Origin of the sequence: Paenibacillus taichungensis (assembly GCF_013359905.1) — a bacterium.
Classification (GTDB): domain Bacteria; phylum Bacillota; class Bacilli; order Paenibacillales; family Paenibacillaceae; genus Paenibacillus; species Paenibacillus taichungensis.
On record NZ_JABMCC010000111.1, the window covers coordinates 253,194 to 279,043 of the forward strand.

29 protein-coding genes and 1 riboswitch are annotated in these 25,850 nt (G+C 47.6%); of the genes, 19 read left to right on the top strand and 10 right to left on the bottom strand.

Annotated features, from left to right (window positions below; all coding sequences use genetic code 11):
• Positions 1-13 precede the first annotated feature (13 nt).
• From HP548_RS15395 to HP548_RS15410, 4 genes are all read right to left on the bottom strand, one after another.
• A complete protein-coding gene (locus HP548_RS15395; protein WP_409347658.1) occupies positions 14-1,054 on the bottom strand; it encodes a zinc-binding alcohol dehydrogenase family protein in 1,041 nt (346 codons plus the stop codon).
• A 204-nt stretch (positions 1,055-1,258) separates the two neighbouring features.
• Entirely contained in the window at positions 1,259-1,627 is a 369-nt protein-coding gene (locus HP548_RS15400) for a hypothetical protein (RefSeq protein ID WP_099858799.1), read from the bottom strand.
• A 96-nt stretch (positions 1,628-1,723) separates the two neighbouring features.
• Positions 1,724-1,939, bottom strand: coding sequence for a hypothetical protein (locus HP548_RS15405; protein WP_175382147.1), 216 nt, complete (start codon positions 1,937-1,939; stop codon positions 1,724-1,726).
• Positions 1,940-2,293: 354 nt separating this feature from the next.
• A complete protein-coding gene (locus tag HP548_RS15410) occupies positions 2,294-4,951 on the bottom strand; it encodes a UvrD-helicase domain-containing protein (RefSeq protein ID WP_175382148.1) in 2,658 nt (885 codons plus the stop codon).
• Positions 4,952-5,299: 348 nt separating this feature from the next.
• On the opposite strand from HP548_RS15410, the gene HP548_RS15420 reads away from it, so the two are divergent.
• Positions 5,300-6,091, top strand: a complete 792-nt coding sequence (locus HP548_RS15420) for a zinc ribbon domain-containing protein (protein ID WP_175382150.1) — start codon at positions 5,300-5,302, stop codon at positions 6,089-6,091.
• A gap of 68 nt (positions 6,092-6,159) precedes the next feature.
• Positions 6,160-6,951: a TrmB family transcriptional regulator gene (locus HP548_RS15425; protein ID WP_175382151.1), complete on the top strand. Its 792-nt coding sequence runs from the start codon at positions 6,160-6,162 to the stop codon at positions 6,949-6,951.
• Positions 6,952-7,145: 194 nt separating this feature from the next.
• Here the strand turns inward: HP548_RS15425 and HP548_RS15430 are convergent, their stop codons facing one another.
• Positions 7,146-7,829, bottom strand: a complete 684-nt coding sequence (locus HP548_RS15430) for an NUDIX hydrolase (RefSeq protein WP_175382152.1) — start codon at positions 7,827-7,829, stop codon at positions 7,146-7,148.
• Between the two features lie 79 nt (positions 7,830-7,908).
• Here HP548_RS15430 and HP548_RS15435 point away from each other — a divergent pair, with 79 nt between their 5' ends.
• Positions 7,909-8,211, top strand: coding sequence for a hypothetical protein (locus HP548_RS15435; protein WP_076290555.1), 303 nt, complete (start codon positions 7,909-7,911; stop codon positions 8,209-8,211).
• Between the two features lie 281 nt (positions 8,212-8,492).
• On the opposite strand, the gene mscL is transcribed toward HP548_RS15435, so the two are convergent.
• On the bottom strand, positions 8,493-8,987 hold the full coding sequence (gene mscL, locus HP548_RS15440; protein ID WP_111620196.1) for a large conductance mechanosensitive channel protein MscL: 495 nt from the start codon (positions 8,985-8,987) through the stop codon (positions 8,493-8,495).
• Between the two features lie 269 nt (positions 8,988-9,256).
• Positions 9,257-9,356, top strand: a riboswitch (purine riboswitch).
• Positions 9,357-9,655: 299 nt separating this feature from the next.
• Here mscL and HP548_RS15445 point away from each other — a divergent pair.
• A complete protein-coding gene (locus HP548_RS15445; protein WP_063567892.1) occupies positions 9,656-10,243 on the top strand; it encodes a xanthine phosphoribosyltransferase in 588 nt (195 codons plus the stop codon).
• A gap of 1 nt (position 10,244) precedes the next feature.
• Entirely contained in the window at positions 10,245-11,606 is a 1,362-nt protein-coding gene (locus HP548_RS15450) for a nucleobase:cation symporter-2 family protein (RefSeq protein WP_076290553.1), read from the top strand.
• Between the two features lie 308 nt (positions 11,607-11,914).
• On the opposite strand, the gene HP548_RS15455 is transcribed toward HP548_RS15450, so the two are convergent.
• Both HP548_RS15455 and HP548_RS15460 read right to left on the bottom strand, forming a co-directional pair.
• Positions 11,915-12,253: a DUF4870 domain-containing protein gene (locus HP548_RS15455; RefSeq protein WP_175382153.1), complete on the bottom strand. Its 339-nt coding sequence runs from the start codon at positions 12,251-12,253 to the stop codon at positions 11,915-11,917.
• A 153-nt stretch (positions 12,254-12,406) separates the two neighbouring features.
• Positions 12,407-12,688: a transposase gene (locus HP548_RS15460; RefSeq protein ID WP_175382154.1), complete on the bottom strand. Its 282-nt coding sequence runs from the start codon at positions 12,686-12,688 to the stop codon at positions 12,407-12,409.
• 397 nt (positions 12,689-13,085) lie between these two features.
• Between HP548_RS15460 and HP548_RS15465 the strand changes: the two genes are divergently transcribed.
• Positions 13,086-13,274, top strand: coding sequence for a hypothetical protein (locus HP548_RS15465; RefSeq protein ID WP_017690840.1), 189 nt, complete (start codon positions 13,086-13,088; stop codon positions 13,272-13,274).
• A gap of 238 nt (positions 13,275-13,512) precedes the next feature.
• Positions 13,513-14,274: a type I methionyl aminopeptidase gene (map, locus tag HP548_RS15470; protein WP_099858791.1), complete on the top strand. Its 762-nt coding sequence runs from the start codon at positions 13,513-13,515 to the stop codon at positions 14,272-14,274.
• Here the strand turns inward: map and HP548_RS33095 are convergent.
• The gene (locus HP548_RS33095) at positions 14,252-14,509 is read right to left on the bottom strand and encodes a hypothetical protein (RefSeq protein WP_217504724.1); all 258 of its coding nucleotides are present in this window, start codon (positions 14,507-14,509) and stop codon (positions 14,252-14,254) included. The genes map and HP548_RS33095 overlap by 23 nt on opposite strands.
• Before the next feature lie 345 nt (positions 14,510-14,854).
• Between HP548_RS33095 and coxB the strand changes: the two genes are divergently transcribed.
• The 7 genes from coxB (at position 14,855) to HP548_RS15505 (ending at position 20,790) form a co-directional block, all read left to right on the top strand.
• A complete protein-coding gene (gene coxB, locus HP548_RS15475) occupies positions 14,855-15,907 on the top strand; it encodes a cytochrome c oxidase subunit II (protein WP_076290539.1) in 1,053 nt (350 codons plus the stop codon).
• Between the two features lie 71 nt (positions 15,908-15,978).
• The gene (gene ctaD, locus HP548_RS15480) at positions 15,979-17,829 is read left to right on the top strand and encodes a cytochrome c oxidase subunit I (RefSeq protein WP_373561767.1); all 1,851 of its coding nucleotides are present in this window, start codon (positions 15,979-15,981) and stop codon (positions 17,827-17,829) included.
• The gene (locus tag HP548_RS15485; protein ID WP_175382155.1) at positions 17,826-18,452 is read left to right on the top strand and encodes a cytochrome (ubi)quinol oxidase subunit III; all 627 of its coding nucleotides are present in this window, start codon (positions 17,826-17,828) and stop codon (positions 18,450-18,452) included. The genes ctaD and HP548_RS15485 overlap by 4 nt, the downstream gene beginning before the upstream one ends.
• A gap of 3 nt (positions 18,453-18,455) precedes the next feature.
• On the top strand, positions 18,456-18,776 hold the full coding sequence (locus tag HP548_RS15490; RefSeq protein WP_076290536.1) for a cytochrome C oxidase subunit IV family protein: 321 nt from the start codon (positions 18,456-18,458) through the stop codon (positions 18,774-18,776).
• Positions 18,777-18,882: 106 nt separating this feature from the next.
• Complete coding sequence (gene ctaG, locus HP548_RS15495) at positions 18,883-19,806, top strand: cytochrome c oxidase assembly factor CtaG (protein ID WP_163758915.1); 924 nt, start codon at positions 18,883-18,885, stop codon at positions 19,804-19,806.
• Positions 19,807-19,842: 36 nt separating this feature from the next.
• The gene (locus HP548_RS15500) at positions 19,843-20,307 is read left to right on the top strand and encodes a DUF420 domain-containing protein (RefSeq protein ID WP_024632131.1); all 465 of its coding nucleotides are present in this window, start codon (positions 19,843-19,845) and stop codon (positions 20,305-20,307) included.
• Positions 20,308-20,418: 111 nt separating this feature from the next.
• Positions 20,419-20,790, top strand: a complete 372-nt coding sequence (locus HP548_RS15505) for a hypothetical protein (RefSeq protein ID WP_099858788.1) — start codon at positions 20,419-20,421, stop codon at positions 20,788-20,790.
• 106 nt (positions 20,791-20,896) lie between these two features.
• On the opposite strand, the gene HP548_RS15510 is transcribed toward HP548_RS15505, so the two are convergent.
• On the bottom strand, positions 20,897-21,229 hold the full coding sequence (locus tag HP548_RS15510) for a hypothetical protein (protein ID WP_175382156.1): 333 nt from the start codon (positions 21,227-21,229) through the stop codon (positions 20,897-20,899).
• Positions 21,230-21,459: 230 nt separating this feature from the next.
• On the opposite strand from HP548_RS15510, the gene HP548_RS15515 reads away from it, so the two are divergent.
• From HP548_RS15515 to HP548_RS15535, 5 genes are all read left to right on the top strand, one after another.
• A complete protein-coding gene (locus tag HP548_RS15515) occupies positions 21,460-22,200 on the top strand; it encodes a hypothetical protein (RefSeq protein ID WP_099858786.1) in 741 nt (246 codons plus the stop codon).
• A gap of 92 nt (positions 22,201-22,292) precedes the next feature.
• On the top strand, positions 22,293-22,682 hold the full coding sequence (locus HP548_RS15520) for a GntR family transcriptional regulator (protein ID WP_072735004.1): 390 nt from the start codon (positions 22,293-22,295) through the stop codon (positions 22,680-22,682).
• Between the two features lie 15 nt (positions 22,683-22,697).
• On the top strand, positions 22,698-23,594 hold the full coding sequence (locus HP548_RS15525) for an ATP-binding cassette domain-containing protein (RefSeq protein WP_175382157.1): 897 nt from the start codon (positions 22,698-22,700) through the stop codon (positions 23,592-23,594).
• A gap of 20 nt (positions 23,595-23,614) precedes the next feature.
• On the top strand, positions 23,615-24,517 hold the full coding sequence (locus HP548_RS15530; protein ID WP_024632126.1) for an ABC transporter ATP-binding protein: 903 nt from the start codon (positions 23,615-23,617) through the stop codon (positions 24,515-24,517).
• Positions 24,510-25,805 (top strand): ABC transporter permease, encoded by a 1,296-nt coding sequence (locus HP548_RS15535; RefSeq protein ID WP_175382158.1) that lies wholly within the window; start codon positions 24,510-24,512, stop codon positions 25,803-25,805. Before HP548_RS15530 ends, HP548_RS15535 begins: the two co-directional genes overlap by 8 nt.
• The last annotated feature ends 45 nt before the right edge of the window (positions 25,806-25,850 follow it).

A 25,850-nucleotide genomic window follows, 5' to 3' on the forward strand; every position in this document is an offset into this window, starting at 1 on the left:
AACGGATGTACATTTACTTTTCAAACCCTTCTAACACGATTTTGCCAATTGCAGTGCCTGATTTGCTCTTTCGGTAGGCTTCCAGCAGATTAGCCGCATTAATTGGTTCAATCCGCTCTGCCATCGTTGTATGAATCTTGCCCGCATCCACTAGATCTGCGATTTCATTAAGTAGAAGATGTTGTTCAATCATATCATCTGTCTGGAACATTGGACGGGTGAACATCATTTCCCAAACGAGCGTTACGCTTTTTGAGAATAACTTTTGAAGTTCGGGTGGTTTTTCGAAGGGCAAAATGGAGCAAATTTTCCCCTGAGGCAAAATAACTTCTGCCATCTCATCCATATGCTCATCTATATGATTTAGCACGAAAATATAATGTACACCAGCGAGTCCGAGACCTTTAAGTTGTGGTCCAAATGGTTGACGATGGTTGATCACATGGTCTGCTCCGTTTGATTTTACCCAAGAGACTGATTCGGGACGAGAGGCAGTTGCTATAACTTTAAGTCCAGCGAGCTTGGCTAATTGAGTAGCAATCGATCCGACGCCTCCCGCTGCCCCGATAATAAGCATGTTTTTACCCTCGTTATCCGATGCATTCCTGGAAATGCCCAAGCGTTCATAAAAAGCTTCTCCTGCCGTAAGGCTTGTCAGAGGTAAAGCCGCCGCCTGGGCGAAATCCAGATTTTTCGGCTTCCTGCCGACCATTCGTTCATCTACTAAATGAAACTCACTGTGTCCGCCTGGGCGCATATTGCTCCCCGCATAATACACTTCGTCACCAACGTTGAACAAATTGCAATCGGAGCCGATGTCCACTACTATTCCCGCTACATCACGACCAGGCACGGTCAGGGATAAATCGTCCGGATGTTTGGAAAGATGAGATCTCCAATCCGTCGGATTAACAGATACCGCCTTCACCGCAACGAGTAAATCCTTTCCTGTAGGTTGGGGTTTCTCAACTTCTACCTCCTGAAATGGTGGTATGTCGGTCTCTAGCCCAGGTTCGTAATATCCGAACGCTTTCATCATGATTGGATTTCCCATCGCTATAGTTATCCTCCTCGCAGAAATAAGTTATATATAAAATATATAGTATAGTATAAAAAATAAACAGTAGTATTATTTTTGGTTTATAGTATCAATAATGATACTAATAGGGCCAAATTGTAAAAAAATAAAGACTTCCGTTACTCCTGAAGCAGGTCATTGGCCTGAATTCATCGGAGAGGAAGTCTTTATGATAAGGGTTCATTTATTCAGCGGTGAGTTCTCATACCCCGGATCATCATAATCCGTATCTTGCAGGCGTGAAAGTACATTCATGCTCTCAATCGCCTGCCGGGTATCCGAAGTGCCATGGTCGTAAAGAAACGTGTACAGCAATGTCATGCCATCGGAGAATTGTTCTGTGGCCTCGTCATGATCCGCCGATTTGTAGGGTACCGGAGCTCGTTGCAATGTATAGGCATCTTCATCCTCCAGCACTTTCATCAGGTCTTTTAGCCGATTTAGCTGTTCTTCGTCCACCATGACTTCAAAGGGCGTTGATTCGTTCTTGGTCTGTTCAATGAGATTATGGGTTACCGATACATAGTAATGCTTTTTGCCGTCCTGCATAATTCAACCTCCATTCTAAAATGGAAAAAAGACGCTTCTACTGTTAATAAACAGCAGGAAGCGTCCTGAAACGAATGGCAATCGTTCATCTTCGTCTTACTCATCAAGGTGCTCGGTTACAACCGACCATCCATTGCCTCTTCCATCTAAACGACCTTGCTCAAAAAAATCAAACTCTATATGTGCATCCGGATAGAATCTTTTTTTGGGGACGATACAAGCTGGATTTTCAGTAAACCATATCGTATACAGTTCTTGTAATATGTCGAATCTTTCTTGTATCCGCTCTTTAATTACAGCTTCCAGTTCCATAACTCACCTCTTCTAATTTGAGCAAAGGAGTTATCTCGAAAGGGATTCTCCTCTCGCTCCAAGCGTTAACGAACCTACCGCATACTAAAAGGCTAATTCTCAAAGATTAAATATTTTAACGAACTCCAGTGACCTTATTTATGCATCAAAAGGCTTTAGGAACTAGAACTGGCCAAAATAGATGAAATAAGGTCTCAGTGATTCGTTACACCTCAGCTCTAAGCAAATGGAAGCAAGTAGCGTGTGCTAGTTTTGTTAGGCAAAAAACAAGAGCTGCCAACCTGCCTACACTCATGACTTACGGGACAGCTCTTCCTCTGAACGTCATATAATGTGCATTGGTATACTTGCTTGTTACCTTCCGAACCGCCCAGTTACTGGAACCTTCCGGGTGCTGGCCTCCATGGTGCCTGAACAAAGCGGACAGGGCGGAGGACCAGAGGTCGCCTTTTTGGATGACTTGGCAGAAGCACCATCCGGTTTCTGGCGCAGCCATGCTTTGCAGGTGGAAGAACTGCACTTCCAGATCGCTACGGTCTCTGTACGTTCTGCACCTGAAGAGTGCGACCCCGAACTGCTGGAGGACGAAGCGGTCTGACTTATACCCGTGGTGCTGAACGCCGTGTGATTGCGAATTACCCCGCTGCCGCGCCGTTCACTGAGACGATCCTCGTCTCGTTCATCGAGTACTTCAAAATCACGCCGATCACTTTGACGGATTGCGCTGCGCTGATCTGCACCACGCTGAACTGGACTCACTGCATCCCGTCCCTGCGGCCGTGAACCTGAACGGGCGTATGCTGCATTTCCATTTCTACTCTCATTGCCGTTAGCTTTACCATTCGTGTTCCCGTTACCCTTCCAGTTGCTGCTACCGCTGCCATATGACGCATGATTACCAGTCGGTCCATCCTCGCGTTTTTTGCGTTTATCTGGTACCTCCATGCCGAAGGCCTCCAGTAGAAAACGGGAGACGTCTGCTGGCTTACCGTGATGACTGGCGGGAGAAGTGACGTATAAGTACTGTTTGGCTCGTGTGATTGCGACATAGGCAAGTCGTCGCTCTTCTTCCAGAGCCATGTCCAGTTCGGCATCCGTCTGCTGCACGGTAAGAGCAGCCTTCTGGTCTTCAGGGATATCCTGCCGCAGTGCCGTGCTGTGAGGTACAATTCCTTCGCTGGCGCCGATCCAGTATACACATGGGAATTCAAGTCCCTTGGCCCGGTGTATCGTCATCAGTTGGACTGCATCGCTGTCCTGTGAACGGCGCAGTGATTCCATCTCGCGGTGTCTGCGGGAGAGTTCATCGGCGAATTGGATGAACTCTTCAACGGTTTCGAATTTTTTGGCGGCAGCTTCGAATTCGTCCAGTGTCTCCAGCATCGTTTCCTTATAATGGGTAAAGATGCTTGGATCACCGCTTTCCATATATTTGTCGTAAAACTGGCGGCGCATCTCCTGGATCGCGATCACCGGTTTCAGCTTCGTCAGTGATTTGATCAGCTTGATGCGTTCCTTGACCTGCTCCTGTTGAAAAGGCTTTAGCTTGTCCCATTTGGCCAGATGAATGAGCGGATATTTCTTCGCTTGCTGCTCTTCACAGCATTGAATCCACTCCAGTCCGGCATCGCGGGAAACATAGAGAGGCCCAAGCGCACTCGGCAGAGCATCTACAGCACGTGGATTTAGGGACAACCGCATATGATCCATTAAAGGTCGAATCAATGACTGGTCGTAGAAGACCGGGGAAGCACCATGTTGTACAAACGGCACATCTTTCAACACAAGCTGCTCAAATATAGCCCGACTGCTACTGGCTGTCCGATGCAGGATCGCAATATCCCGATACGTATGAAGACCTTCCTCGACTTGCTGACACAACTGATTAACAACCCAAGCTGCTTCTTCCTCGGCATTGGAGGGGGTTGCGAACCGGGGCGCATCTCCACGATGTCCGGCTGCGCGCAGCCGCTTGTCACGTCTTCGTTTGTTCCGGGCGACCAATTCACTGCCCAGTCCCAGGATACGCGCATCGCTACGGTAGTTGATATCCAGCGTCACGATGCGTGCACCGGGGTAAACTTTATCGAATTCCAAAATGGATTCCTGCCGTGCCCCATTAAACGTATAGATCGTCTGGTCATCGTCTCCCACAACCATCAGGTTGCGGTGGGCGGCAGCCAGTTTTTGTACAATTTCATATTGCAGACTGTTCGTATCCTGGAACTCATCGACCATGATGTACTGAAAACGCTGCTGAAGCGGACCCAGTACAGCAGGATCACGAAGCAGAGCGGCAGCTCGCAGCAAAATATCATCAAAATCCATTTTGTTGCGATCCCGCTTCCAGGCTTCATAACCAAGGAGAACACGTTTGGCATCTCGTTCCTCCTGTGATTTTTCGGGAAGATCGCTCGTCTCTGAGCCTTGCATTTTCCAAGCGGACAACATAGCCAACAGACTCTCAGGCTGAAAAGCCTCACTCATGCCATTCTGACGCAGGAGCATCTTGAGCACGGTATGCTGCGCACGGGACTCACCAAAAATCTCCTCCTGCACGCCGTAATGACGCAGCAGCGTCAACGCGAACGAGTGGAATGTACGGGCCTGCACCGCTCGTGCGGCTGCGGGACGAATGCCAGGCAGCGATGCGATGCGGTCTTTCATCTCAGTGGCAGCTTTGTTCGTGAACGTCACCAGCAGGATGCTTCCCGCGTGAGCACCACTAACCTCCATCAGGTAGCCGGCTCGTGCAGCCAGTACGGTTGTTTTGCCGCAGCCAGCTCCTGCGAGAGTCAGCAGGGGTCCTTTGCCGTGGCGAACCGCTGAGATTTGGGGTCCGTTCAGACGGATGCCCACCTCTTCCAGAGAACGAAAATAAGGCGCATCCCGTTCATCGCTGGCCACGAGCTGCCTACTGGTCTCCAGCGGAGCTGAAGGGGACTGGGGCAGGGATGCTGCCGGGGTAACCCCAAGCGGACGGGGGTAAAACGTTGAGTTCGGACTTAACATCATTCATCCACCTCTATATGCATTCAGGGATAGGACTATCCCGGCTTAAAAGTAATTCATTTGCCCTTTTCACAATCGCATTGTAAATTGGTATGATAGGGATAACCGCCCAAGTAGGCGGATCAGCAGGGCCAAAGCTTCATTATACCCGAACGTATGGTCCTGACGAAAGCCCCCGAATTCATCCAGCATCGGCAGAAAACGGGCATTCACGCGAGATTTCGCAACTTTTTGGCATGATATCGTATAAGTTATATACTATAAAAAAATCAAATGAAAATGAGTTTTGGAACAAATGGATGTTGAATCAAAAGGTTCAACTTCTGACGGGACAGAGGAGGAGATGTCATGAAACTGCTTCAGCGGATTAAGAACGGAGCAAACAAAGCAACAGAGCGTGCCCAGCACGCCGTTGAAATCGGAAAAATAAATAATCAGATTGTGGGCTTGCAGCAGGAACAGGAAGTCCATTTTACAGATATGGGTCGTATCTTCTATGAAGGTTATCGCGCAGAGGACATGACGCGTGCCGAAAAAGAGATGGTGGATCTATCAGGGCTGTGCGATGAATTGCAGGATGAGATCGATGGACTGCGCAACAAGATTGCACAACTCAAAAATGAGCGCTTATGCGAGTGTGGACACGTCGCTTCACTGGATGCCAACTTCTGTCCGAAATGCGGACGCAAGTTGGGTGAATTCAAACCCGCAGCAGCATCTGTAGGGGCGACAAACCCTGCGAGACAGGAAGCAGCCGTGGCCCAAAGCCCGGAGCGACCAATCTATGATGCACCAGTTGAAGAGGAACTGGAGGAAGCTGAGCCGTATCACACGGTAATTCCGTCCATTGCGGATCTGGAGACCGAATCCGAGTATAACAGTACGGAATTTACCCAAGAGGAAAAGGAAGCCTTCGATGCCGAGTGGGAACGCCGTCGGGATGAAGAAATGCAACGGGAGCGTGAGCGCCAGCAGGAGCTGGATGAGCGCATTCGATACTGGAAAGAAAATAATCCGATCGTAAACACGGTGGACGTACAGACCGAAGTGCCACGCGAAATGGTGAATTGTCAGATTTGTGCAGCAGAGCTGCCTAAAGGTTCGAAATGGTGCCCACGCTGCGGAGCAGAACAGATCTGATGCAGTAGACGCGCTGCCGAATCATTGTGTGGCAGCGCTGGTTGCTTACAGCATGGGGGGACGGGAATATGGACCAACTGCTGCATCATTTGCGTCATCTGGGGTTTACCGAGATGGAATCTAAAATAATGGTGGAACTCGCTCGTCAAGGCTCGGCCTCGGGATATGAGGTTGCGAAAAGGCTGGGTGTGTCCCGTTCCAATGTATATGCCACCCTGCAACGGCTGGAACAGCGGGGATTCCTGCGTTGCAGCGCAGGCGAGCCTGCGAAATACAGTGTCTTGAAGCCTGAGGAAATGACAAGCATGATCTCCGGTCAGATGCGTGCATCTCTTGAATATGTGCAGAGCAGCATGCCGCAGCATGAGCCAGAGAAGCCGGTCTTTTACAACATTGAAGGCGACAAAAATGTATTTGAGAATCTAAGCCGTGAACTGGCTGAGGCCAAACATGAGATTGTGGTGGACGTATGGCGTGAGGAAGCGGAGTTGTTGCGTGCCGACTTGCAGCGTGCCGAAGACCGAGGCGTGCGCCTGTTATGGTCATGTGATGGTGGAGAGGGTATTATGGATCAGCCCGCTCCTTGGCCTGGTTTGCCTCCATACGGAGCAGGTAATGGCCGGAAGTTCTCTTTAGTGGTCGATCGTCGTTGGTGTATGTTAGGGATGCGCGGGGAGTCTTGCGCCACTCAAGCGATGGTAACAGAACATCCGGTCATGACCGGACTGCTGCTGAATCATTTTGCTCAGGAATTGGTGTTGTATGAACTGGAGCAGGACATGGGAGAGGAACTGGAGTCACGATACGGACCTCGATACCAAAACCTCTCGGCACGTTATTGGTCAGTACCTTCAGAGTGAGTATGAACTCCAAAATACATGCTTAAAGGAAGCAGGCGTTGCCATGAGGCAGACGCCTCTTCATGCTAGTTAACAGAAGCAGTGATGTTCATCACAGCAAATGTTCCCTGTTGAGCTAATGTAATAGGGTATGAATTCATGCTATTTTTGAGAAAATGAAGCTATGAACGTAACTTTATCATAGGCAAAATTGGTTAGTTTTTGGGCAAGTGAACTAACGCTTCAAGTACATCGATATAATATTCCGTACCGTGTGGCACGAACTCGGCTGCTCTAATCTCACGCAAATGACGTGTTTGAACGGGAAGAGGAACAGAGTTACTATTTGCCTGATCCACCTGATCGGACGCTGACTGCACGGCTTGAACTCCTGCGGCTTGAATCACATGGGTTTCGCCACGGAACAAGGCAATCAGGTCATCCAAGGGTACTTCGTATAGGCTGTCGACTTCGCTTGCCTGCAAGGTATAGGCTTCGAGAGACTGGTTCAAGCACAGTCCAAAGACAGAGCTGAATTCCCGATCGATAAAAGGTACACCGTGAACCTGCCCTTCAAGTTGCTGTCTTGCCGTCAACAGGTAGGTCAGCGTTTCAAAAGGCGCTAGAACGCCCAGTTCTTCCTCAAGCTCACGACTGGCTTCATGCAGCTGTTCTCCGGCTGTGAGATGCCCTGCTGCGGTAATGTCGTAACATCCGGGGAAGGTATCCTTGATATCCCGTCTTCGCTGAAATAGAACCAACCGCTGTGAACCTTCGTCCCGCACGATCCAGCAGTGGAATGAACGGTGCCAGAATCCCTCGGCATGGACCACGCTGCGCAGCTCTGTACCTATCCAATTTTGCTGATCGTCGTAAATGTCGAAACGTTCTGGGGTCATGATACGTATCTCCTTATATAGCAAGTTTTAAAGTTCAAAATTTCACAAAGTGTGTTTTAAACGAAAGGGGAACCATCTTATGGAATGCATTGTACACTTTCAGGTCATTTATCCGCAACCTCAGGAACGTAAAAGTCTTAGAGGTCTTATATTTGTTGGACAGGGTCAGGAACCGGCGAATAGCCAGCTAACAACGATGTTTAAGGATATGGGATTCAACGTACGTCTGGAAGACGAGAGCCAATTGTTGTTTAAACCTGTGGATGCTTCGATGAATTTTGATTATATCCGGGTAACAGAGCTCGATACCGGGGAAGAGGTTTATAAGGAAGATCGGGATTTGAAGTCGATTTTGGAGCACTTGTTGCCGCGTCGATTCTAGTTTGTAAGCATAGTGAGCGTAAGATAATAATGACAGTAGAGCAACATACCTGCTTGTGAGATAAAGAAAGGCCCCACCTTTACGGTGAGACCTTTCATGTGGGAGCCGATTTGATTCCACCCGCCCCGTGCGGGATTGCAACAACACGGATGAAGAAGTATTGCTGACAGATCAAGCAGGAGTTTTTTTTACATAAAGCTTTAATAAAAATGTTCCTCTACTGACCTCTATATAGAGTTTGGGTACACTTTAAATTCTGATGAACTGAAGCATGGAATCGATTAAGCTGTTGCGCCGTTACCTTCTGCTTCCAGCTCTGAAGTACAGTGTGAACAGCGAGTAGCCGCAGCCGGGATTTCGGACAGACAGTATTTGCAAGCCTTGGTCGTTTTTTGCGGCTCGGGCTTTTTGTGTTCTTTGCTTTTGATGTAATTGATACCCTTCACCAGCATGAAAATACAGAAAGCGACGATGAGAAAATCAATCATCACGTTGATGAACTGCCCATATGCAATCACCGTAGCACCAGCCTCATTGGCTTGAGCGAGTGTTGTGATTTCCTGTCCACTGGCAGTTCGCATATCCCAATCCAGATTGAAAATTTTCTGACTGAAATCAACCCCTCCAAGCAACTTACCTACCGGTGGCATGATAATGTCATTGACGAGGGAAGTGACAATTTTACCAAAAGCAGCCCCGATAATGACACCGACCGCCAGATCGATGACGTTGCCACGTACAGCAAATTCTTTAAATTCCTTTAATACGCCTTTCATGTCTGCAAATCTCCTTTACCCAATAAATTCATAATACAGGCGGCGTTTCCATCGATTCTCCGTTCGGACACGCGCTTCCGTTCTCATATTGTACATAAAAAAACCGCAGCAATCATCCCTTTAATGCAAATTAAGACAAGTTTCCGCAACTTCCATGAAAATACTTCTTTATTTCACGCCGCCGATTCGGTATACTTCTAACATTATCAGTTCGCTCATACTTTTACATTCAGGTTCGCGATCATACATTGTAACGAATCATGGAGCTCTAAAAATTTAATATGCCGACTCGTATATGTGCAGGAATAGGCCTGCATGTTTCTACCCGATCACCGGAATGATCGGACTACGGGAAAGATCCTGCAACGTTGTTAAGGTATGGAGAGAGATGATTCTCGGGCAGTGTGTCTGAAAAAGGATGTTCAGGTAGCTTCATATCCCTTCTTGAATAGGGAGTTTGAGGTTTGCTCTAGTTATCCTGTTATCATGCTCTTCCATTACATTATACTTGCAGTATCCATGCGGCTTGTCCACATATGTACAAGTCCGTCTTTTCCCGTCTCCGGTTCTTCCGCAGCGTGTAAAAAGGCGGGCTTTTTGTTTTTTACAGCGGGGATCGAGGTCATGCAGGCTTCTGTACGGGAGGGCGCACAGGGGGAAGAATTACGATGCAATTGTTAAAAGACAAGGTAATACAGGAAGGCATTGTCCTGTCCGAGCAGGTACTCAAAGTGGATTCATTCCTGAACCACCAGATGGACCCGGTTCTGATGAAGGAAGTCGGTAAGGAGTTCATCCGCCGTTTTGAAGGGGAGAACATTACACGTGTACTGACGATTGAATCCTCAGGGATCGCACCAGGCATCATGACTGCGCTGGAACTCAACGTTCCACTTATTTTTGCACGGAAGCAGAAGTCACTTACACTCACGGAAGACATTCTGGTTGAGAAAGTGTACTCCTTTACGAAGCAGGAGACCAATGAAATTACAGTTGCGAAGAAGTTCATGCAGCCTGGTGACCGTGTACTGATCATTGATGATTTTCTGGCCAATGGCGAGGCAGCATTTGGTCTGGCCCGCATTGTGGAGCAAGTAGGTGCTGAAGTGGTTGGTATTGGCATCGTGATTGAAAAGGCGTTCCAACCAGGAGGCCGCTTGCTGAAAGAAGCAGGATACCGTGTGGAATCACTGGTTCGCATTGGGGCGTTGTCAGACGGGAAAGTTACGTTTGCGGACGAGGAGGTCACGATCTAATATGGCACGCGAACGTATTTTTCAGCGGCATCGGCATCCGATCAAAACGTTCTCGCTAGGTCTCCAGCACGTGCTGGCGATGTATGCAGGAGCTGTCGTTGTACCAATTATTGTCAGCAAGGCCCTTGGTTTTACAACGGAGCAGTTGACCTATCTGATTGCGATTGACTTGCTCGCCTGTGGTGTGGCAACACTGCTTCAGGTATGGGGCAATCGTTTCTTCGGAGTGGGGCTGCCCGTCATGCTTGGCTGTGCATTCCAGGCTGTATCACCGATGATTTTAATTGGGATGAAGAGCGGTGTTTCTGCCATTTATGGTGCGATCATTGCTTCAGGGATATTCGTTGTATTGTTCTCGGGCATTTTTGGCAAATTGATACGACTCTTTCCGCCAGTCGTCACTGGATCAGTAGTAACCATTATTGGTCTGACCCTGATTCCGGTTGCGTTCAACGATCTCGGCGGCGGTCAGGGTGCAGAGGACTTTGGCAGTGGGGTTCATCTTCTGCTCGGATTCGGCGTATTGGTGTTCATCATTCTGATGACACGGTTCACGACAGGATTCGTTCGTTCCATCTCGGTGCTGATCGGCCTTCTCGTGGGCACAGTGGCAGCAGGGCTTATGGGTGAAGTGAACTTTGCGCCAATTCGTGAAGCAAGCTGGTTCCATGTCGTGCAGCCGTTCTACTTTGGTACGCCGACATTTGAGATTGTACCGATTCTGACCATGATTCTGGTGGCGATTGTCAGCGTAGCTGAATCCACTGGTGTATTTATGGCTCTTGGCAAAATTTTGGATAAAGACCTGTCTTCCAAAGATCTGGCCCGTGGCTATCGTGCAGAAGGTTTGGCGATTGTGCTGGGTGGTATCTTCAACTCATTCCCTTACACGACCTATTCACAAAACGTAGGGCTTGTACAGATGACTCGTGTCAAAACGCGTGATGTTATCGTTGTAGCGGGTGGACTACTTGTGGTCATCGGCTTTGTACCGAAGATTGCTGCATTGGCACAGCTTGTTCCAGGTTCTGTTCTTGGCGGGGCCATGGTTGCTTTGTTCGGTATGGTAGTATCGTCTGGTATTCGTATTCTGGGCAGCCAGGTTGATCTGAACCGTCATGAGAACCTGTTCATCATCGCCTGCTCTGTAGGCATGGGGCTGGGAGTAACGGTTGTGCCTCAATTGTTTGCAGGTGCGCCGGACTGGGCACAGATTATGCTCGGTAACGGAATTATTGCAGGTAGCTTTACGGCCATTTTCATGAATTTACTCTTTAATGGTCTGGGTACTGAAGCAACGGCTGCCAAAATGGCTGAACGTCAAGCGGATGTGATCCTTGGAGATAACGGCAAGTCGGCGTAAAAAGTAAAGAAATGAAATCGTCGTTGTTATTACCCGACGCCTTCAACATGTATATTATGTTAACTTTAAATTCCTCATCGATTGAATAATAAATGTTGTGAATAAAAAAGTTAAACGGCCTGAACTATTCAGGGGATAAATCATCTATCCTGTGAATCGGTATTGAAGGCATAATAAACGAAACACCGGAGACCTTGCTCGTTAGAGAGCAGAAGATCCGGTGTTTTTTTTGCCTAAAACAAGATGGATTATTATGTAGACTCACGAGATGAATTACTTTGAGATGAAGCCGATAGTCACGTTACATCTTACAGATGCCGCATCTGTTTCTCTGCAAAGTTTCCGACCCACGGCAGCTTAAGCCATTTGCCTTGCAGACTGGTCACCACCATGAGAAGCCAGACCACCACACCAAGCAGGGACAACAGTGATGCCAGCAATGGCCCAAACAGTGGGAGAAATGCACACAACACATGACCGACCATAATGAGGCCAAATACCGTAACGGATTGAAGGGCATGAAACAGAACGAATCGGCTTCGTTTTTCTACAGCCAGAAAGACGATTCCACCTACAAAAGTGAACAGATAACAGAGCATGCCGGCAATATTTTCATCCAGACCGCTTGATGATTTCATGGGGGACATTCGGTCCAGCCTCCTTTGTCCTTTTTAACTAGGTTATGAGAGAGGTGGACAGAACTGAACCGGATGGGACGAAATGTATCTTTGCTAGCTTAAAAGGGACATGTTCCTAATACTGCCTTGGAACATGCCCCTTTCCTTGCCTCATTATAGAACTTAACGATCGCCACGCTGAAAGTGTTTTCGTGGGTGGGTGATCTTGCCGATTTTATCGGTGTCATTCTCTTTAGGAACCAAGCGCTCGTCAGTACGACCTTCGTGATGGTTGTCAAAAGCGAATTCTGTCAGTTCCCATTCTGTCTTGCCCAGAACGGGATCGGCCGGGAAGTGTTGTCCCCGGTGCAGATGTTCTTCTTGTCCAGCCTCATTGGTGTATATTCCGTCCACTTCCACCTTTTCATGTGAAAGGGGCAGCATTTCTTTATCTTTCTCAGCCATGAAACAACGCCTCCTTAGATCCCAGTAATTTAACTGTATGGGTTGTCCGTGATAATATCCCCCGAATAGTACAGTGTTATGCTGGATATATTAATTCCGTATAGAAGCAACGTATTTATAACATATGATTCGGAATTAAACTTTTTGGGCATAAAAACCGTTATAAATATTAGGTAAAATCGTCAAGTCGTAAGATACTTCCGAATATGCTACAATAAGATTATGATTCATTCCGAATCATATCGGGTATTTATAGTGTCAGGTACTTGCTTAAGCAAGGGTTCCCGACCTAAAGCTTGCTTTGAGCCGCGCACACAACTTCATGGATGGCATTTAAGACTTATTCGGCATTCTCTAAACGGAGCATTCACTTTCAACGTTTTGGGAGGGAATTACAATGGCAACGAAAGGTCACAATGAGGTCAAAGAAAGTTTGAGGGAAATGACTCGGATTTTCCGTCCTAAAGATCCAAAAAAATTCGTGAAGGAGTACGTGAGAAAATACCGGATTACGGGTGGATACGAGGAAGAATTGACTTCTGTGGTTGAGCATGAGCTTGTCAAGATGGATTCTTCCGTGTCCTGAAACACACACAACTCTGATTATACTGTTCCGATATGAATAGAACCGTCTCCCGGGCATCACGCTCCGGCAGACGGTTTTTTTTGTGTAGAAAATCGTATGTATATATATTTTTACAAAGATGAACCAGCTCGTCCAAAAAATAAACTCAATAAGCTGTTAAGCTTTCCCTCTACTTTTGGGGGCTTTGTTTCGATCCTACTGCATATACATGGAAGTACAGATATGGCAGGAAGGATGAATGCAAGTGGACCCTATTTTAAAAACAAAAGAAGAGATTGGCTACATGCGGGAAGCGGGGCGAATCCTGCGAAGCTGTCACGAGCATATTGAAAAGTGGCTGGCCCCCGGTGTAACAACAGGAGATATTGATGAACGGGTGGAGGCTCTTCTAGCTGAAAGAGGAGCTACACCTGAGCAAAAAGGGTACAAAGGTTATCCTTACGCTACATGCGCTTCAGTTAATGAGGTGGTTTGCCACGGCTTCCCTAATGACCGGAAACTGGCCGAAGGGGATGTGGTGACTATTGATATGGTGGTAAACAAAGACGGCTGGCTTGCCGATTCTGCATGGACGTATGGGATCGGTGAACAACGCAGGTCCATACGCAAACTAATGAATCGAACCGAAAGGGCGCTTCATAAGGCGATAGCACAGGCTGTGCCAGGAAATACGCTGGGGGATATCGGTAACGCGATTGAACGGACAGCAAGGCTGTATCGCTACGGGATTGTGAAGCCTCTGATTGGCCATGGGATCGGTCAATACATCCATGAACCCCCGAACGTCCTCCCTTACGGGAAACGCAGGACGGGCATGATGCTGACAGAAGGGATGGTCATCACCATTGAACCCATATTTACAAAAGGCAGTTCAGGGGCGGTTGTATGGGATGAGGATGGCTGGACGGTGAGAACAGTGGATGGAAGCTGGGGCGTCCAGTATGAGCATACGATTGCCATCACAAGTGATGGTCCTCTTATACTAACTGACGGTACTTAGACGCTGTATCTATGGAAAGCTGGTAAGAAAGTTGGTTAATGGTGGCCGGGATGTTCAATAGGTCAGGCTCCATGCCGTTTGGTTCTAAAAGGGAGCGGTATGGGGCTTTACTACGGCTTCCAGTAGTTGTAAAAGAGACAACCTGCTGCATGCTTTTCTTTTTTGCATAATACTGCATGTTTTCAATGTGAGAAATATCGGCAAAAAAATCAATTTCATCACCGAAATTTGGCAAAAATTTTCAAAAGTAGAGAGTAATATTTTTAACTGAAATCGGTTACAAATCAAGTTGTGGTGCGGTTTTTTACATATAGTGAACAATTTGTGAACATGTGTCCAAAGATTGACAAAATCATACCCTCAACTTATATTTAATAAGTGATTGAACCATATAGAATGAATTGGAAGAATGCGCAGACATGCCCTTAGCAGGAAATGACGGGAGTGGTGGAAGCGTTATTTTTGTAAGCATTCTGTATGTCGGACAGGATTACGTGTATCGTGCTGAAATGAACTGATTTGAGTTTTATTCGGGCGACAACGGCAATCTACGAAAATGTTAAAAAAGTGGGGTAGATCAATGATGAAACAGTGGCAGGTTGCAAAGCGAATTCTCCCCTTGCTGGCGGTGTTCTCTTTGCTGCTATCCGCATGCGGGCGGGAAGACTTGTCGGTAATGAAACCTCAGGGTCCTGTGGCGCAAGGCCAATATGATCTGATGAAGCTGTCCATTACGATTATGATCGTGGTGCTCATCATTGTATTTGCTATTGCTGCGTATGTGTTGATCCGGTTTCGCAGACGAGCCGGGCAGAATGAAGTGCCCGAACAGGTTGAAGGTAATTTCAAGCTGGAAGTAATATGGACAGCCATTCCGTTGTTGCTTGTTATCGTTCTGGCAGTACCGACGGTAAAAACGATTTTTGCCCAAGGCGAAGATCTGTCCAACGACAAAAATGCAATTCAGGTCAAAGTCACCTCGCATCAGTACTGGTGGGAATTCACTTATCCTCAATATGACGTAACCACCGCTCAAGATCTCATCATCCCGACCGGAAAGAAAATCGCATTCGAATTGAAAACCGCTGACGTGCTTCACTCCTTCTGGGTGCCGTCACTTGCGGGTAAAATGGACACAAACCCGGATGGAACGCTTAACAAGTTCAGCTTCTCGGCGCCAAATGAAGGCGTTTACCGAGGGAAATGTGCTGAATTATGCGGCAGGTCACATGCCTTCATGGAATTCAAGGTAAAAGCGGTCAGCCAGGAATCCTTTGACAAATGGGTCAATGAAATGAAAGCTCCGGCGGTACTTCCGGAAGATACCCAATTGGCTGAGAAGTTCAAAACGAACTGCCTTTCTTGCCATGCAGTTGGGGATCAGGGCGGACCAGTTGCGCCTAACCTTACAGGTATCGGTGGCAAGCAATCCGTAGCAGGTATTCTGCTGAACCAGGGCGAAGGCCAGGAAGACGGTAATCCGGTGCTGGACAACATGAAAGAATGGCTCCATGATCCACAATCCGTGAAGCCAGGCAATACGATGCCTAATCCGAAAGACCTTGGACTCACAGATGAAGAAATCGACGGAATTGCCGAATATTTGGCCAACTACAAATTGGACTATGAATAGAACAGCAAGGACGAAGAAGGGGGTACACAACCTTGGCTCATGCTCATAGCGTCAAGCGGTATAGGGGCTTGATGGATTGGATTACCACCGTCGATCACAAAAAAATCGCCGTGCTCTACTTAATTGCAGGTGGATTTTTCTTTGGAATCGGCGGCATTGAAGCCATTTTGATTCGGATTCAGCTCATGAAACCGATGAATGATTTTGTGTCGGCGCAGGTCTTCAACGAATTGATTACGATGCACGGAACAACAATGATATTCCTTGGTGTCATGCCTATTATTTTTGCCGTTATGAATGCCGTTGTGCCTTTGCAGATTGGGGCACGGGACGTTGCTTTCCCTTTTGTTAACGCGCTTGGTTTCTGGACGTTCCTGTTTGGCGGACTGCTCTTGAACCTGAGCTGGTTGATGGGAGGGGCACCGGATGCCGGCTGGACTTCGTATACGCCACTATCTGGCAGCGAGTACAGTGGCACGCACGGTGTGGACTTCTACACGATAGGTCTCCAGATCGCCGGTCTAGGGACACTCATCGGGGGCATTAACTTTCTCGCCACCATCATTACGATGCGTGCGCCGGGAATGTCCTATATGCGGATGCCGATGTTTACCTGGACCACATTTATTACATCAGCCATCATTCTTTTTGCATTCCCTGCCATTACGGTAGGACTTGTACTGTTAACGTTTGACCGTATACTGGGGGCGAATTTCTTCGATGTTGCAGGTGGCGGTAACCCGGTACTCTGGCAGCATATCTTCTGGATCTTCGGGCACCCTGAAGTATACATTCTCATTTTGCCGGCATTTGGTATTATCTCAGAGGTTATTCCAACCTTTGCACGTAAAAGATTGTTCGGATACAGCTCCATGGTATTTGCAACTATCCTGATTGCCTTTCTGGGATTCATGGTATGGGCGCATCACATGTTTACGACAGGTCTGGGGACAGTCGCCAATGCATTGTTCTCGATCTCAACCATGCTGATTGCTGTACCAACAGGGATCAAAATATTTAACTGGCTCTTCACGATGTGGGGCGGACAGATCCGTTTTACAGCGGCAAACCTGTTTGCTGTTGGATTCGTTCCAACCTTCGTTATGGGCGGGGTAACGGGTGTCATGCTGGCCTCTGCGCCTGCGGATTTCCAGTTCCATGATACGTACTTTGTTGTGGCTCACTTCCATTACGTTATCGTTGGTGGATTGGTGCTAGGTTTGTTCTCGGGGCTACATTACTGGTGGCCGAAGATGTTCGGTCGTGTCCTGAGCGAAACGCTCGGGAAGTGGACGTTCTGGACGTTCATGATCGGTTTCCAACTAACGTTCTTCGTACAGCATTTCCTTGGTTTGATGGGGATGCAGCGCCGGATCGTTACATATTTGCCGAATCAGGATTTCGACCTGCTCAACCTGGTCAGCTCCGTTGGTGCATTCCTGATGGGTGTTGGGGTTATCATGTTCCTCGTGAACATCGTGATCACAACGAGAAAACCAGCAGACGCACCGAATGATCCGTGGGAAGATGGCCGTACGTTGGAATGGTCGATTCCTTCTCCGCCGCCGGAATACAACTTTAAGCAGACGCCTCTGGTACGTGGAATCGATGCATATTGGAAGGAAAAGATGGCAGGACATACGGAGATGACACCGGCTGAACCTGTAGGTTCGATCCATATGCCGTCAGCGACGCCGCTACCGTTTGTTATGTCTGTCGGTATATTCATTGCCGGACTTGGTCTCATGTTCAGCAAAGATGATTTTGGCAATGCGTTTATGAACGGATTGTTCAACAATTATATTGTGGTCATTATTGGCCTTCTGATTACATTTGGTGCGATGGCACTGCGGTCACTCTACGATGACCATGGCTGGCATATTGAACCGGAGGATCAGGATGAGAAGGGGGTTAGAACATGACAACTTCACATGCCGAACCGGCAAACGGCAAATTGCCGCATGAGCCGGAGAAAGCAACGTTGGAAGGACGCAACAAGCTTATTGGCTTCTGGTTGTTCCTTGGCGGCGAGACCGTATTGTTCGGAACCCTCTTCGCAACCTTTTTGGCCCTCCGCGGCCAAACGAATGACGGACCGACGGCGAATGAATTGTTTCATCTGCCACTCGTGGCTGCCGCAACCTTTATTCTCTTGGTCAGCAGTTTGACAAGTGTATTCGCTATTCAGGCTATGCACCGTGGGAAACGTAACGCTCTTGCATTATGGTTGGGAATAACCGTTCTGCTGGGTCTCGGATTTCTCTGTATTGAAATTTATGAGTTCTATGAATATGTGGTGCATAAAGAATTCGGGATGACCACAAGTGCATTCAGCTCAGCGTTCTATACACTGGTTGGGTTCCACGGAGCGCACGTTGCATTTGGTATTATGTGGATCGGGCTCATTATTGGGCAACTGTTCAGAAAAGGATTAACGGTCGTAACTGCACCTAAAGTATACGTCTCCGCAATGTACTGGCACTTTATTGACGTGGTCTGGGTGTTTATCTTTACGGTCGTGTACCTGCTCGGAAAGGTGGGGTAACACATGTCGGTACAGGATAAGAGTGATCAGCAGCCTGTGAAGCATCGTCACCGGGCGGAAGGTCCACAGAAACACGTCGTTGTTTTTATCTTCTCGATCGTCCTGACGCTAATTGCGTTCGCGGCTGCTGCCGCGGGAGGAGTTAATACGACCTTTACCATTATTATATTGGTGGTTATGGCGATCCTGCAGGTGTTTGTACAGCTCGGTTACTGGATGCACTTGAAGGATAAAGGGCATTTGATGCCGATTCTGTTCATGTGCTTCGGATTTTTCGTAGCTTTTACGTGCATCATTATGGCACTCTATTGGGTTTGGTGGTAAAAGAGATGGCGGCGGCGCAGTGTCGCCGTCTTTTCCCCTTTTAGGCGAACCAATCCGTCAATGGATTCAGGCAACAACCAAATCAGGTCACGGGGAGGTCTCCCGTATGCTCGGGTTGCAATATTTTAGTTTCAACGATTTATGGAGTCCACTTATTCTGGCGTTGTTCCTGCTCATTGCCGCAGCTTACCTGGTGCTCGTTGGTCCTTTCAGTGAGCGGATCAAGGGGGCAGATCAGGCCACGGCTGCACAGAAAATGATGTTTATCACAGGGCTTACGGTGTTGTATCTTGCACAAGCGGGGCCATTCAATCTGCTGGGGCATGTGATGTTCAGCTTCCATATGGTGAGTATGGCTCTGTCCTATCTGGTAGCGCCACCGTTACTGATGAAGGGATTGCCCCTTTGGGTATGGCGTGGGATCATCCGGTGGCTGCCGACACGGCAGTTATCTTTTTTGGCGCATCCAATCGTGGCGGCTGTGCTGTTTAACGGATTGTTCTCGTTATATCATCTACCCGTGGTACATGATTACGTGATGTTAAATTTTACGGTTCATCGTTTGTATTACATTGTACTTTTTATTACTTCCATGCTGATGTGGTGGACGCTGCTCAATCCGTTGCCGGAAGGTAGACAAGCTTCGGGATTGTCCAAGATTGGATTTATTTTTCTGAACATGGTGCTTCTGACACCAGCTTGTGGACTGATTATTTTTGCCTCCGAACCGTTGTATGCGACCTACAGCAATCCTGCCGTATGGGCTGAGGCAATGCGGTATTGTGTATCTGGCGATTCTACGGCATTGCTGCGTTCGTTCGGTGGACCGGCGTTCTTCAACTTCCTATCTTCTGCCAAGGAGGATCAGCAGGTGGGCGGTATTTTGATGAAATTCATACAGGAAGGCATCTTTGTTTCCATGCTCGCGTATGTCTTTTTCCAATGGTACCGCAAGGAAAAACGGGAAGATGATGATGATCCTTACCCTGTAGAGAAAACGGGAGGACCGCTTAATCCTGCAGCGAAATAACACAAGTTTTGTATGGACAAGAGGGGGAAACACACGATGGATATGTATTTTCTGCTACCCACGATCAGTACTTCTTTCATTGTGATTAGCGCGGTGCTGGTTGGAATTGGCTGGGTGCTAATTATCCGTGGCAAACGGGAGGCGCACCAAACCGCGATGATTGCAGGGGCCATTGCTGCCCTTCTGTTCTTTGTCATTTATATGTCTCGTACCATCTTTGTCGGGAATACGGCTTGGGGTGGGGACCCGGAGATGGAGATTTTCTATCGAATATTTCTGATCTTTCATATTATCCTTGCCACGGTGGCAGCGGTCTTCGGCATTTCCACTTTGGTGCTTGGGTTCAAAAAGAAATTCAAGACACATCGCCGCTGGGGAAGATTTACGTCCATGATCTGGTTTAGTAGTGCTATCACAGGCGTTATTGTATACGTTCTGTTGTACCTGCTGTATCCTGGTGGGCACACACGCCCGGTATGGGAGGTCATCCTGGGTGTTTAATGTGATGAATTGAATTCTTTGAAAATATGAAAATGGATGTATCCACCCGTGGATTCGTCCAAGCTTCCTCTCGCATTCATTCATAGAATGAGATCGAGAGGGGGAAAACAAATGAAAAAAACAGTCCATGTCAGTCAAACGTATCCACGTCTCACGGTGTATTCAGAAGAGGATTATCGCGAAAGAAGCAGAGTATATCGTGGTAACACGGGTCTCCGTAATCTGGATAACATTCTGGGTGGGGTAGAGAGCCTGCGTTTCTTCTCGACAAGTTCGAATGCAACGCTGGTTGTGTTTACGAGACCTAACTTTCAAGGCGGATTCCGCGTCTTTCGCGGGAACACCAACTTGAGAGATTTGGATGATCTGATTCGTGGCAATGATGTGGAATCTTTGATTTCCACCAATCAACGGCTTACTTTGGCCGAAATTCGTGCGATTCGCAGTAATCGCAGCCTGCCAAGTGGCTACAACCTCGTTTAAGGATTAAACCTCTTCAGTATTCAGGTGCCGGAAAAAAGAAAGAGCTGTTTCGAATTGTGTTCGCACAATATCGGATACAGCTCTTTTTTTGATTTGAGGAGTCATCTTAATCTCCACCGCCGCCGCTGTCGCCACCACCACTATCTCCACCACTGTCGTTGCTGCTTCCGCTATCATTGCTGTGATGATGATTAGATTCCGAAAAAGAATCACCATCATGATGCTTATGATCGTGTGTGTGTTTGGAATGTTGAGTATTGGAGTCATCATTGGTGGTAATGACCGGGTACGCCGGAGATGAGTCGGTGTAACCGTTGTTACGCCGCACACGATGTCTGCCTTTTTTGGCAGAATGTCGTTTGGGTTCGTCGCGAACAATGAGCCAGATGACCACGATAAGGAAGAGGAGCACAAACCCGATCTCAACTAGCCAATCCATAGGTGAATCAATCCTTTCTATCTATCTCTGCAGTATCTCTATAAGTGGAACGAATGATTTTACAATGAATCATTGTATGTTCAGAATCAAGTTTTATTTTATCGTAACACTGACCTGAATCCCATCCATTCTTCCTGATTCAGGAAAATAAGGGGTTGACGGGAATAGGAAGTGGTCTATATACTGTGTATAATGATATATACAGTGGATACAGTGAGCAAGGAGTTCCAATGACAGATGGAAAGGCAGGCAATGATATGAGCGCATGGAAGCAGGCGTGGTGGTTGACCCGCAGTGAGATGAAAAAGGATAAGCTCCAATGGCTGTGGACTGCAATTTTTATGATATACACGGGTGGCATGAGTGGTGTGATGTTATTAGGACAACAGAAGACCGATTTCATTAATCCTGTTGTAGATACTTTCTTTTTGATCATGGTGCCATTTCAGGGATTCGTGTTCAGCAGACGATCTTTCCGTTACATACAGGAGGATTCCTATACACAGATGTTGGCCTACTATCGCAGACTTCCTATTCCAAACGAGACAGTGATGTGGTCGAGACTTCAGCAGTCTCTGATGGCGTTTACGTATAATGGTATCTTTTTCTATGGATCACTGTACGTTGTCGGGCTGCAAGAGGAAGGGTTCCGGTGGGATCAGTACCTGGCCTTTGGTATAACTTGTACAGGTTACGGACTTCTCATGACAGGTTTATATATTTACGGAGAGTTTTTGCACAGTGGTAAAAAATATTTGCTTCTCAGTTCGCTGTTCTTGCCGCTTACAATCATCATATCCTTGCTGATTCGAACGTCGGGCCGTTACGGTTTTTCGATTGTAATTGATATGAGTAAATCATGGGGGCTGCTCTCCCCGATTATGTGGGTGGCTTTGGTGGCTGGCATAGCAGGATTATGGCTTTTCAGTCGGTTGACGCTGAAGAAACTTTCCACTCGGGATTTGAGTTAACGGTATGAGGGATGAACGCAAAAATGAATATAGGATGAAACCGGCACGAACAGGTAACAGACTGGAGTGTACCGGAGGGCGAGGTGCAAGTTGTGAAAATACCCATTCAAATTAATGAAAATAGCGCTGAACCTTTATACCACCAAATTGAAAATCAGTTAAGATCGTTAATTGTTACGGGTCAGTTGGGGGAGGGAACACATTTGCCGTCCATTCGCGAATTCGCCGGATCACTGAATTGCAGTGTTATAACGGTTAGACGGGTCTATCAGGATCTGGAGAATGAAGGTCTGCTTCGTACGAAGCAGGGGACAGGTACATTTGTGGCCCAGGTAGAAGCTGGCGACAGAGAAAATTATCGATTGAAGGCCGCGCAGGAAGCAATGCAGGCAGCGGTGCAGTCCGGAAAATCGGTAGGATGTACGGAAGAAGAACTGGAGAGTCTGTTCCGGGAAGTCCTGAGGGCTGTTTACTCGAATTGAGGGAGTGATTCATACATGGAACCCATCGCAGTTCAGTTGAGCGGCGTATCCAAAATGCGAAAACGCAGAGTTATTGGCCCGATCGATCTGACCATCCCGGAAGGGTATGTAGTTGCTATTCTCGGTCATAACGGTTCAGGTAAAAGCACACTTCTTAACATGTTACAACAAGTGGTACTGCCTGATGCAGGGCAGATTATATGGTTTGGGAAGGAACATGAGGGGCCTCTTCCCATTGAACTGAGACAACAGATCGGTTTTGTCGCTGACAACGCTGGGCTCGAAGAGAACCGGATTACTGCACAGGAAGCAGCTGATTTTCGGGCCTACTGGTACCCGCGTTGGGATATGAAGTTGTTCAACCAACTGATTCACGATATGGAAGTACCTGTTGATGTGAAGCTGAACAAGATGTCCAAGGGAGAACGACGGAAATTCGAAATCGCTGCTGCAATCGCAGCTCGCCCAAGACTATTGCTTTTGGATGAGCCTTCATCAGGACTGGACCCCTTTGCCTGGAAAGTGATGGTCGAGCAGTTCCGTACTTTCATGACTGAGGGCGACACCACGATTCTGATTGCCACACATATTGCGGATGAAGTCAAAAGGCTCGCAGATTACATCGTATTGATGCACCGTGGTCAGTCCCTGGGGATGGCCGAGAAAGATATGGTGCTCGATCAGTGGAAAGAAATCTGGTACGAAGGAGATTTACGACCAGAGAGTATCCCTGGGGTTGTGGAATCTTCTTCTGAAGAGAGAGGACTGGTTCGCATCATAACAACCCGGGTCAGCGAAGCGCAGGAAAGGCTGGAGCTGGCAAATAACCGGGTATTGAAGATCCGTAACTTGGAATTGGATGAAGTCTTGGCATTCTGGATTGCTGGGTACGCACCCGTACAGTGGAAATAACCGAAGGGAGACGATAAATGATGAACCGATTGGAATTGAAGCAGGTAGTTAAGCAATACGCAGACAAAACGGCAGTTAATGGTGTGACGCTTAATGTGAAAGAAGGGGAGATTTACGGTCTGCTCGGAGCCAACGGTGCTGGTAAAACAACAACGATGCGTATGGTGCTTGGGCTGATCCACCCGGATGGCGGAAATATCCAGTACAACGGCAAACCTTATAGCACAGAATTGCAGCAGATTATGGGATATCTTCCGGAAGAGCGCGGTTTGTACCCAAAGGTAAAGGTTAGTGAACAGATCAACTATCTGGCCCGTCTGCGCGGCATGAATGGAAAGGATGCGGATCAGAGCCTGAAGTATTGGTTGGACCGATTCGAAGTGCCGGAGTATTACGACAAAAAGATTGAGGAACTATCCAAAGGGAATCAGCAAAAGATGGGCTTTATTGCCGCAGTGGTGCACAGACCGCAAATTCTCATTTTGGATGAAGCCTTTAGCGGACTCGATCCGGTCAACGTGGAATTGCTGAAATCCACGGTGAAGGAGTTGCGTGACGAAGGCACAGCCATTTTGTTCTCGACACACCGTATGGAGCACGTTGAAGAATTATGTCGTCAGATAACAATTCTGCATCGCTCCAATACCGTTGTGCAAGGAGAGATTAAAGAGATCAAGAGCCGTTATCCACGTGAGCATGTATTCCTGAGCACCACAGGTAATGTGGGCGGTCTGGAACAGTTGCCGGGTGTGAAAAAGGTAGAGCAAAATGAGCGTGGATACCTGATCCATATTGGTCAGATGGAAGCAGCTCAGGAAATTCTGAGAGCAGCCATGGCTCAGACGACCGTTGAACATTTTGAAATCAAGGAACCAACGCTTAACCAAATCTTTATTCGTGAGGTAGGTGAGTCGAATGAATAAAATGGGGACAATTATCGGATTTACGTTCAAAAACAAAGTAAAAACGAAGTCTTTCATGGTAACGACTATTGTACTTGCACTTTTAATTACGATTGGACTCAATATTCCATATTTCATTACCTTATTTAATGGTGGTCCCATCGGTGGAGGCTCGAGCACGAATCCGGTGAATATCGGTCTGCTGAGTACGGGACAAACGGAGGTAGCCGAGAAGCTGGAGACATACTCCTCCGCACAAGGCAGCCAGACGTATCGTTTTGTTAACGACGCGAGTAAAGATGAAGCGGCCCTCAAAGCCGATGTGGAGTCGGAGGTTTTGGATGGGTACTTGAAGTTTGAACCTGTTGCTGGGCAAGATTTCCCACAGCCGGTCTTATATTCAAGCGATGATATCTCCCCGCAGGTTATAGCACCAATTGAAGCTGCGCTGCAAATTGTGAAGCTGGATGTGGTGGTGAAGGATACACTCACGACGGAACAAAAACAGCTCATCAGTACGCCAGTAAAACTGACAGAGCAAAGCCTGGATTCTGGCCAAAGCGGAGCTGCTGCGGAGTCGGAAGGTACCATGAGTGGCATCAACTACATTGTGGTATACCTGCTGATTATCCTGTTGTTCACATCAACGATGATGACAGGTAATATGATTGCTTCCGAGATTACGGCCGAGAAGAGCTCTCGTATCATGGAGATTTTGATTACGAGTGTATCTCCGCTCAGTCAGATGTTTGGTAAAATTATCGGTATTTTCATGGTAGGTCTATTGCAAATCGGTATCTTTGGTGCAGTAGTTGCTGGTAATATGCTGTTACCGCATAACCGCGATGTATTGAGCGATTTCAATATGAATCTGAGTGATGTGAACGTCGCAGTCATTGTATATGGACTCATCTTCTACATTCTGGGTTACTTCCTGTATGCGGTGATGTTCGCGGCCATTGGTTCCATGGTGAGTCGGACAGAAGAACTGGGTCAGGCCGTGCTGCCGATTACGATGTTGTCCCTGGTTTCCTTCTATATTGCGATCTTCAGTATTGCTACACCGAACATCTTGTTGTTGAAAGTAGCAAGCTTCATTCCGTTCACATCGCCAACGGCAATTCTGGTACGGATTGGGGCAGGCGTTGCACCAACCTGGCAGATCTGGACGTCCCTGGCCATTCTCGTTGTATCGATTATGATCTTCGGCTGGCTGGCAGCGAAAATCTATCGTACAGGTGTGCTGATGTATGGTAAACGCCCAACGTTTAAGGAATTGTTCAAAGCGATGAAGGCTTATAAGATCTGATCCAATTGAATAGGCAGGTGCTGCACTCAAGAAAGTCGGTGTGGC

What these genes read in the sequence shown, in the direction of transcription:
- map (WP_099858791.1), top strand. Translation starts at nt 13,513, where the DNA reads ATGCAAGTGGACCCTATTTTAAAAACAAAAGAAGAGATTGGCTACATG.
- HP548_RS15405 (WP_175382147.1), bottom strand. Translation starts at nt 1,939, where the DNA reads ATGGAACTGGAAGCTGTAATTAAAGAGCGGATACAAGAAAGATTCGAC.
- ctaD (WP_373561767.1), top strand. Translation starts at nt 15,979, where the DNA reads ATGGATTGGATTACCACCGTCGATCACAAAAAAATCGCCGTGCTCTAC.
- HP548_RS15490 (WP_076290536.1), top strand. Translation starts at nt 18,456, where the DNA reads ATGTCGGTACAGGATAAGAGTGATCAGCAGCCTGTGAAGCATCGTCAC.
- HP548_RS15505 (WP_099858788.1), top strand. Translation starts at nt 20,419, where the DNA reads ATGAAAAAAACAGTCCATGTCAGTCAAACGTATCCACGTCTCACGGTG.
- HP548_RS15530 (WP_024632126.1), top strand. Translation starts at nt 23,615, where the DNA reads ATGAACCGATTGGAATTGAAGCAGGTAGTTAAGCAATACGCAGACAAA.
- HP548_RS15445 (WP_063567892.1), top strand. Translation starts at nt 9,656, where the DNA reads ATGCAATTGTTAAAAGACAAGGTAATACAGGAAGGCATTGTCCTGTCC.
- HP548_RS15510 (WP_175382156.1), bottom strand. Translation starts at nt 21,229, where the DNA reads ATGGATTGGCTAGTTGAGATCGGGTTTGTGCTCCTCTTCCTTATCGTG.
- coxB (WP_076290539.1), top strand. Translation starts at nt 14,855, where the DNA reads ATGATGAAACAGTGGCAGGTTGCAAAGCGAATTCTCCCCTTGCTGGCG.
- HP548_RS15500 (WP_024632131.1), top strand. Translation starts at nt 19,843, where the DNA reads ATGGATATGTATTTTCTGCTACCCACGATCAGTACTTCTTTCATTGTG.
- HP548_RS15435 (WP_076290555.1), top strand. Translation starts at nt 7,909, where the DNA reads ATGGAATGCATTGTACACTTTCAGGTCATTTATCCGCAACCTCAGGAA.
- HP548_RS15425 (WP_175382151.1), top strand. Translation starts at nt 6,160, where the DNA reads ATGGACCAACTGCTGCATCATTTGCGTCATCTGGGGTTTACCGAGATG.
- HP548_RS15410 (WP_175382148.1), bottom strand. Translation starts at nt 4,951, where the DNA reads ATGTTAAGTCCGAACTCAACGTTTTACCCCCGTCCGCTTGGGGTTACC.
- HP548_RS15465 (WP_017690840.1), top strand. Translation starts at nt 13,086, where the DNA reads ATGGCAACGAAAGGTCACAATGAGGTCAAAGAAAGTTTGAGGGAAATG.
- ctaG (WP_163758915.1), top strand. Translation starts at nt 18,883, where the DNA reads ATGCTCGGGTTGCAATATTTTAGTTTCAACGATTTATGGAGTCCACTT.
- HP548_RS15515 (WP_099858786.1), top strand. Translation starts at nt 21,460, where the DNA reads ATGACAGATGGAAAGGCAGGCAATGATATGAGCGCATGGAAGCAGGCG.
- mscL (WP_111620196.1), bottom strand. Translation starts at nt 8,987, where the DNA reads ATGAAAGGCGTATTAAAGGAATTTAAAGAATTTGCTGTACGTGGCAAC.
- HP548_RS15485 (WP_175382155.1), top strand. Translation starts at nt 17,826, where the DNA reads ATGACAACTTCACATGCCGAACCGGCAAACGGCAAATTGCCGCATGAG.
- HP548_RS15400 (WP_099858799.1), bottom strand. Translation starts at nt 1,627, where the DNA reads ATGCAGGACGGCAAAAAGCATTACTATGTATCGGTAACCCATAATCTC.
- HP548_RS15535 (WP_175382158.1), top strand. Translation starts at nt 24,510, where the DNA reads ATGAATAAAATGGGGACAATTATCGGATTTACGTTCAAAAACAAAGTA.
- HP548_RS15420 (WP_175382150.1), top strand. Translation starts at nt 5,300, where the DNA reads ATGAAACTGCTTCAGCGGATTAAGAACGGAGCAAACAAAGCAACAGAG.
- HP548_RS15450 (WP_076290553.1), top strand. Translation starts at nt 10,245, where the DNA reads ATGGCACGCGAACGTATTTTTCAGCGGCATCGGCATCCGATCAAAACG.
- HP548_RS15460 (WP_175382154.1), bottom strand. Translation starts at nt 12,688, where the DNA reads ATGGCTGAGAAAGATAAAGAAATGCTGCCCCTTTCACATGAAAAGGTG.
- HP548_RS15430 (WP_175382152.1), bottom strand. Translation starts at nt 7,829, where the DNA reads ATGACCCCAGAACGTTTCGACATTTACGACGATCAGCAAAATTGGATA.
- HP548_RS15525 (WP_175382157.1), top strand. Translation starts at nt 22,698, where the DNA reads ATGGAACCCATCGCAGTTCAGTTGAGCGGCGTATCCAAAATGCGAAAA.
- HP548_RS15395 (WP_409347658.1), bottom strand. Translation starts at nt 1,054, where the DNA reads ATGGGAAATCCAATCATGATGAAAGCGTTCGGATATTACGAACCTGGG.
- HP548_RS15455 (WP_175382153.1), bottom strand. Translation starts at nt 12,253, where the DNA reads ATGTCCCCCATGAAATCATCAAGCGGTCTGGATGAAAATATTGCCGGC.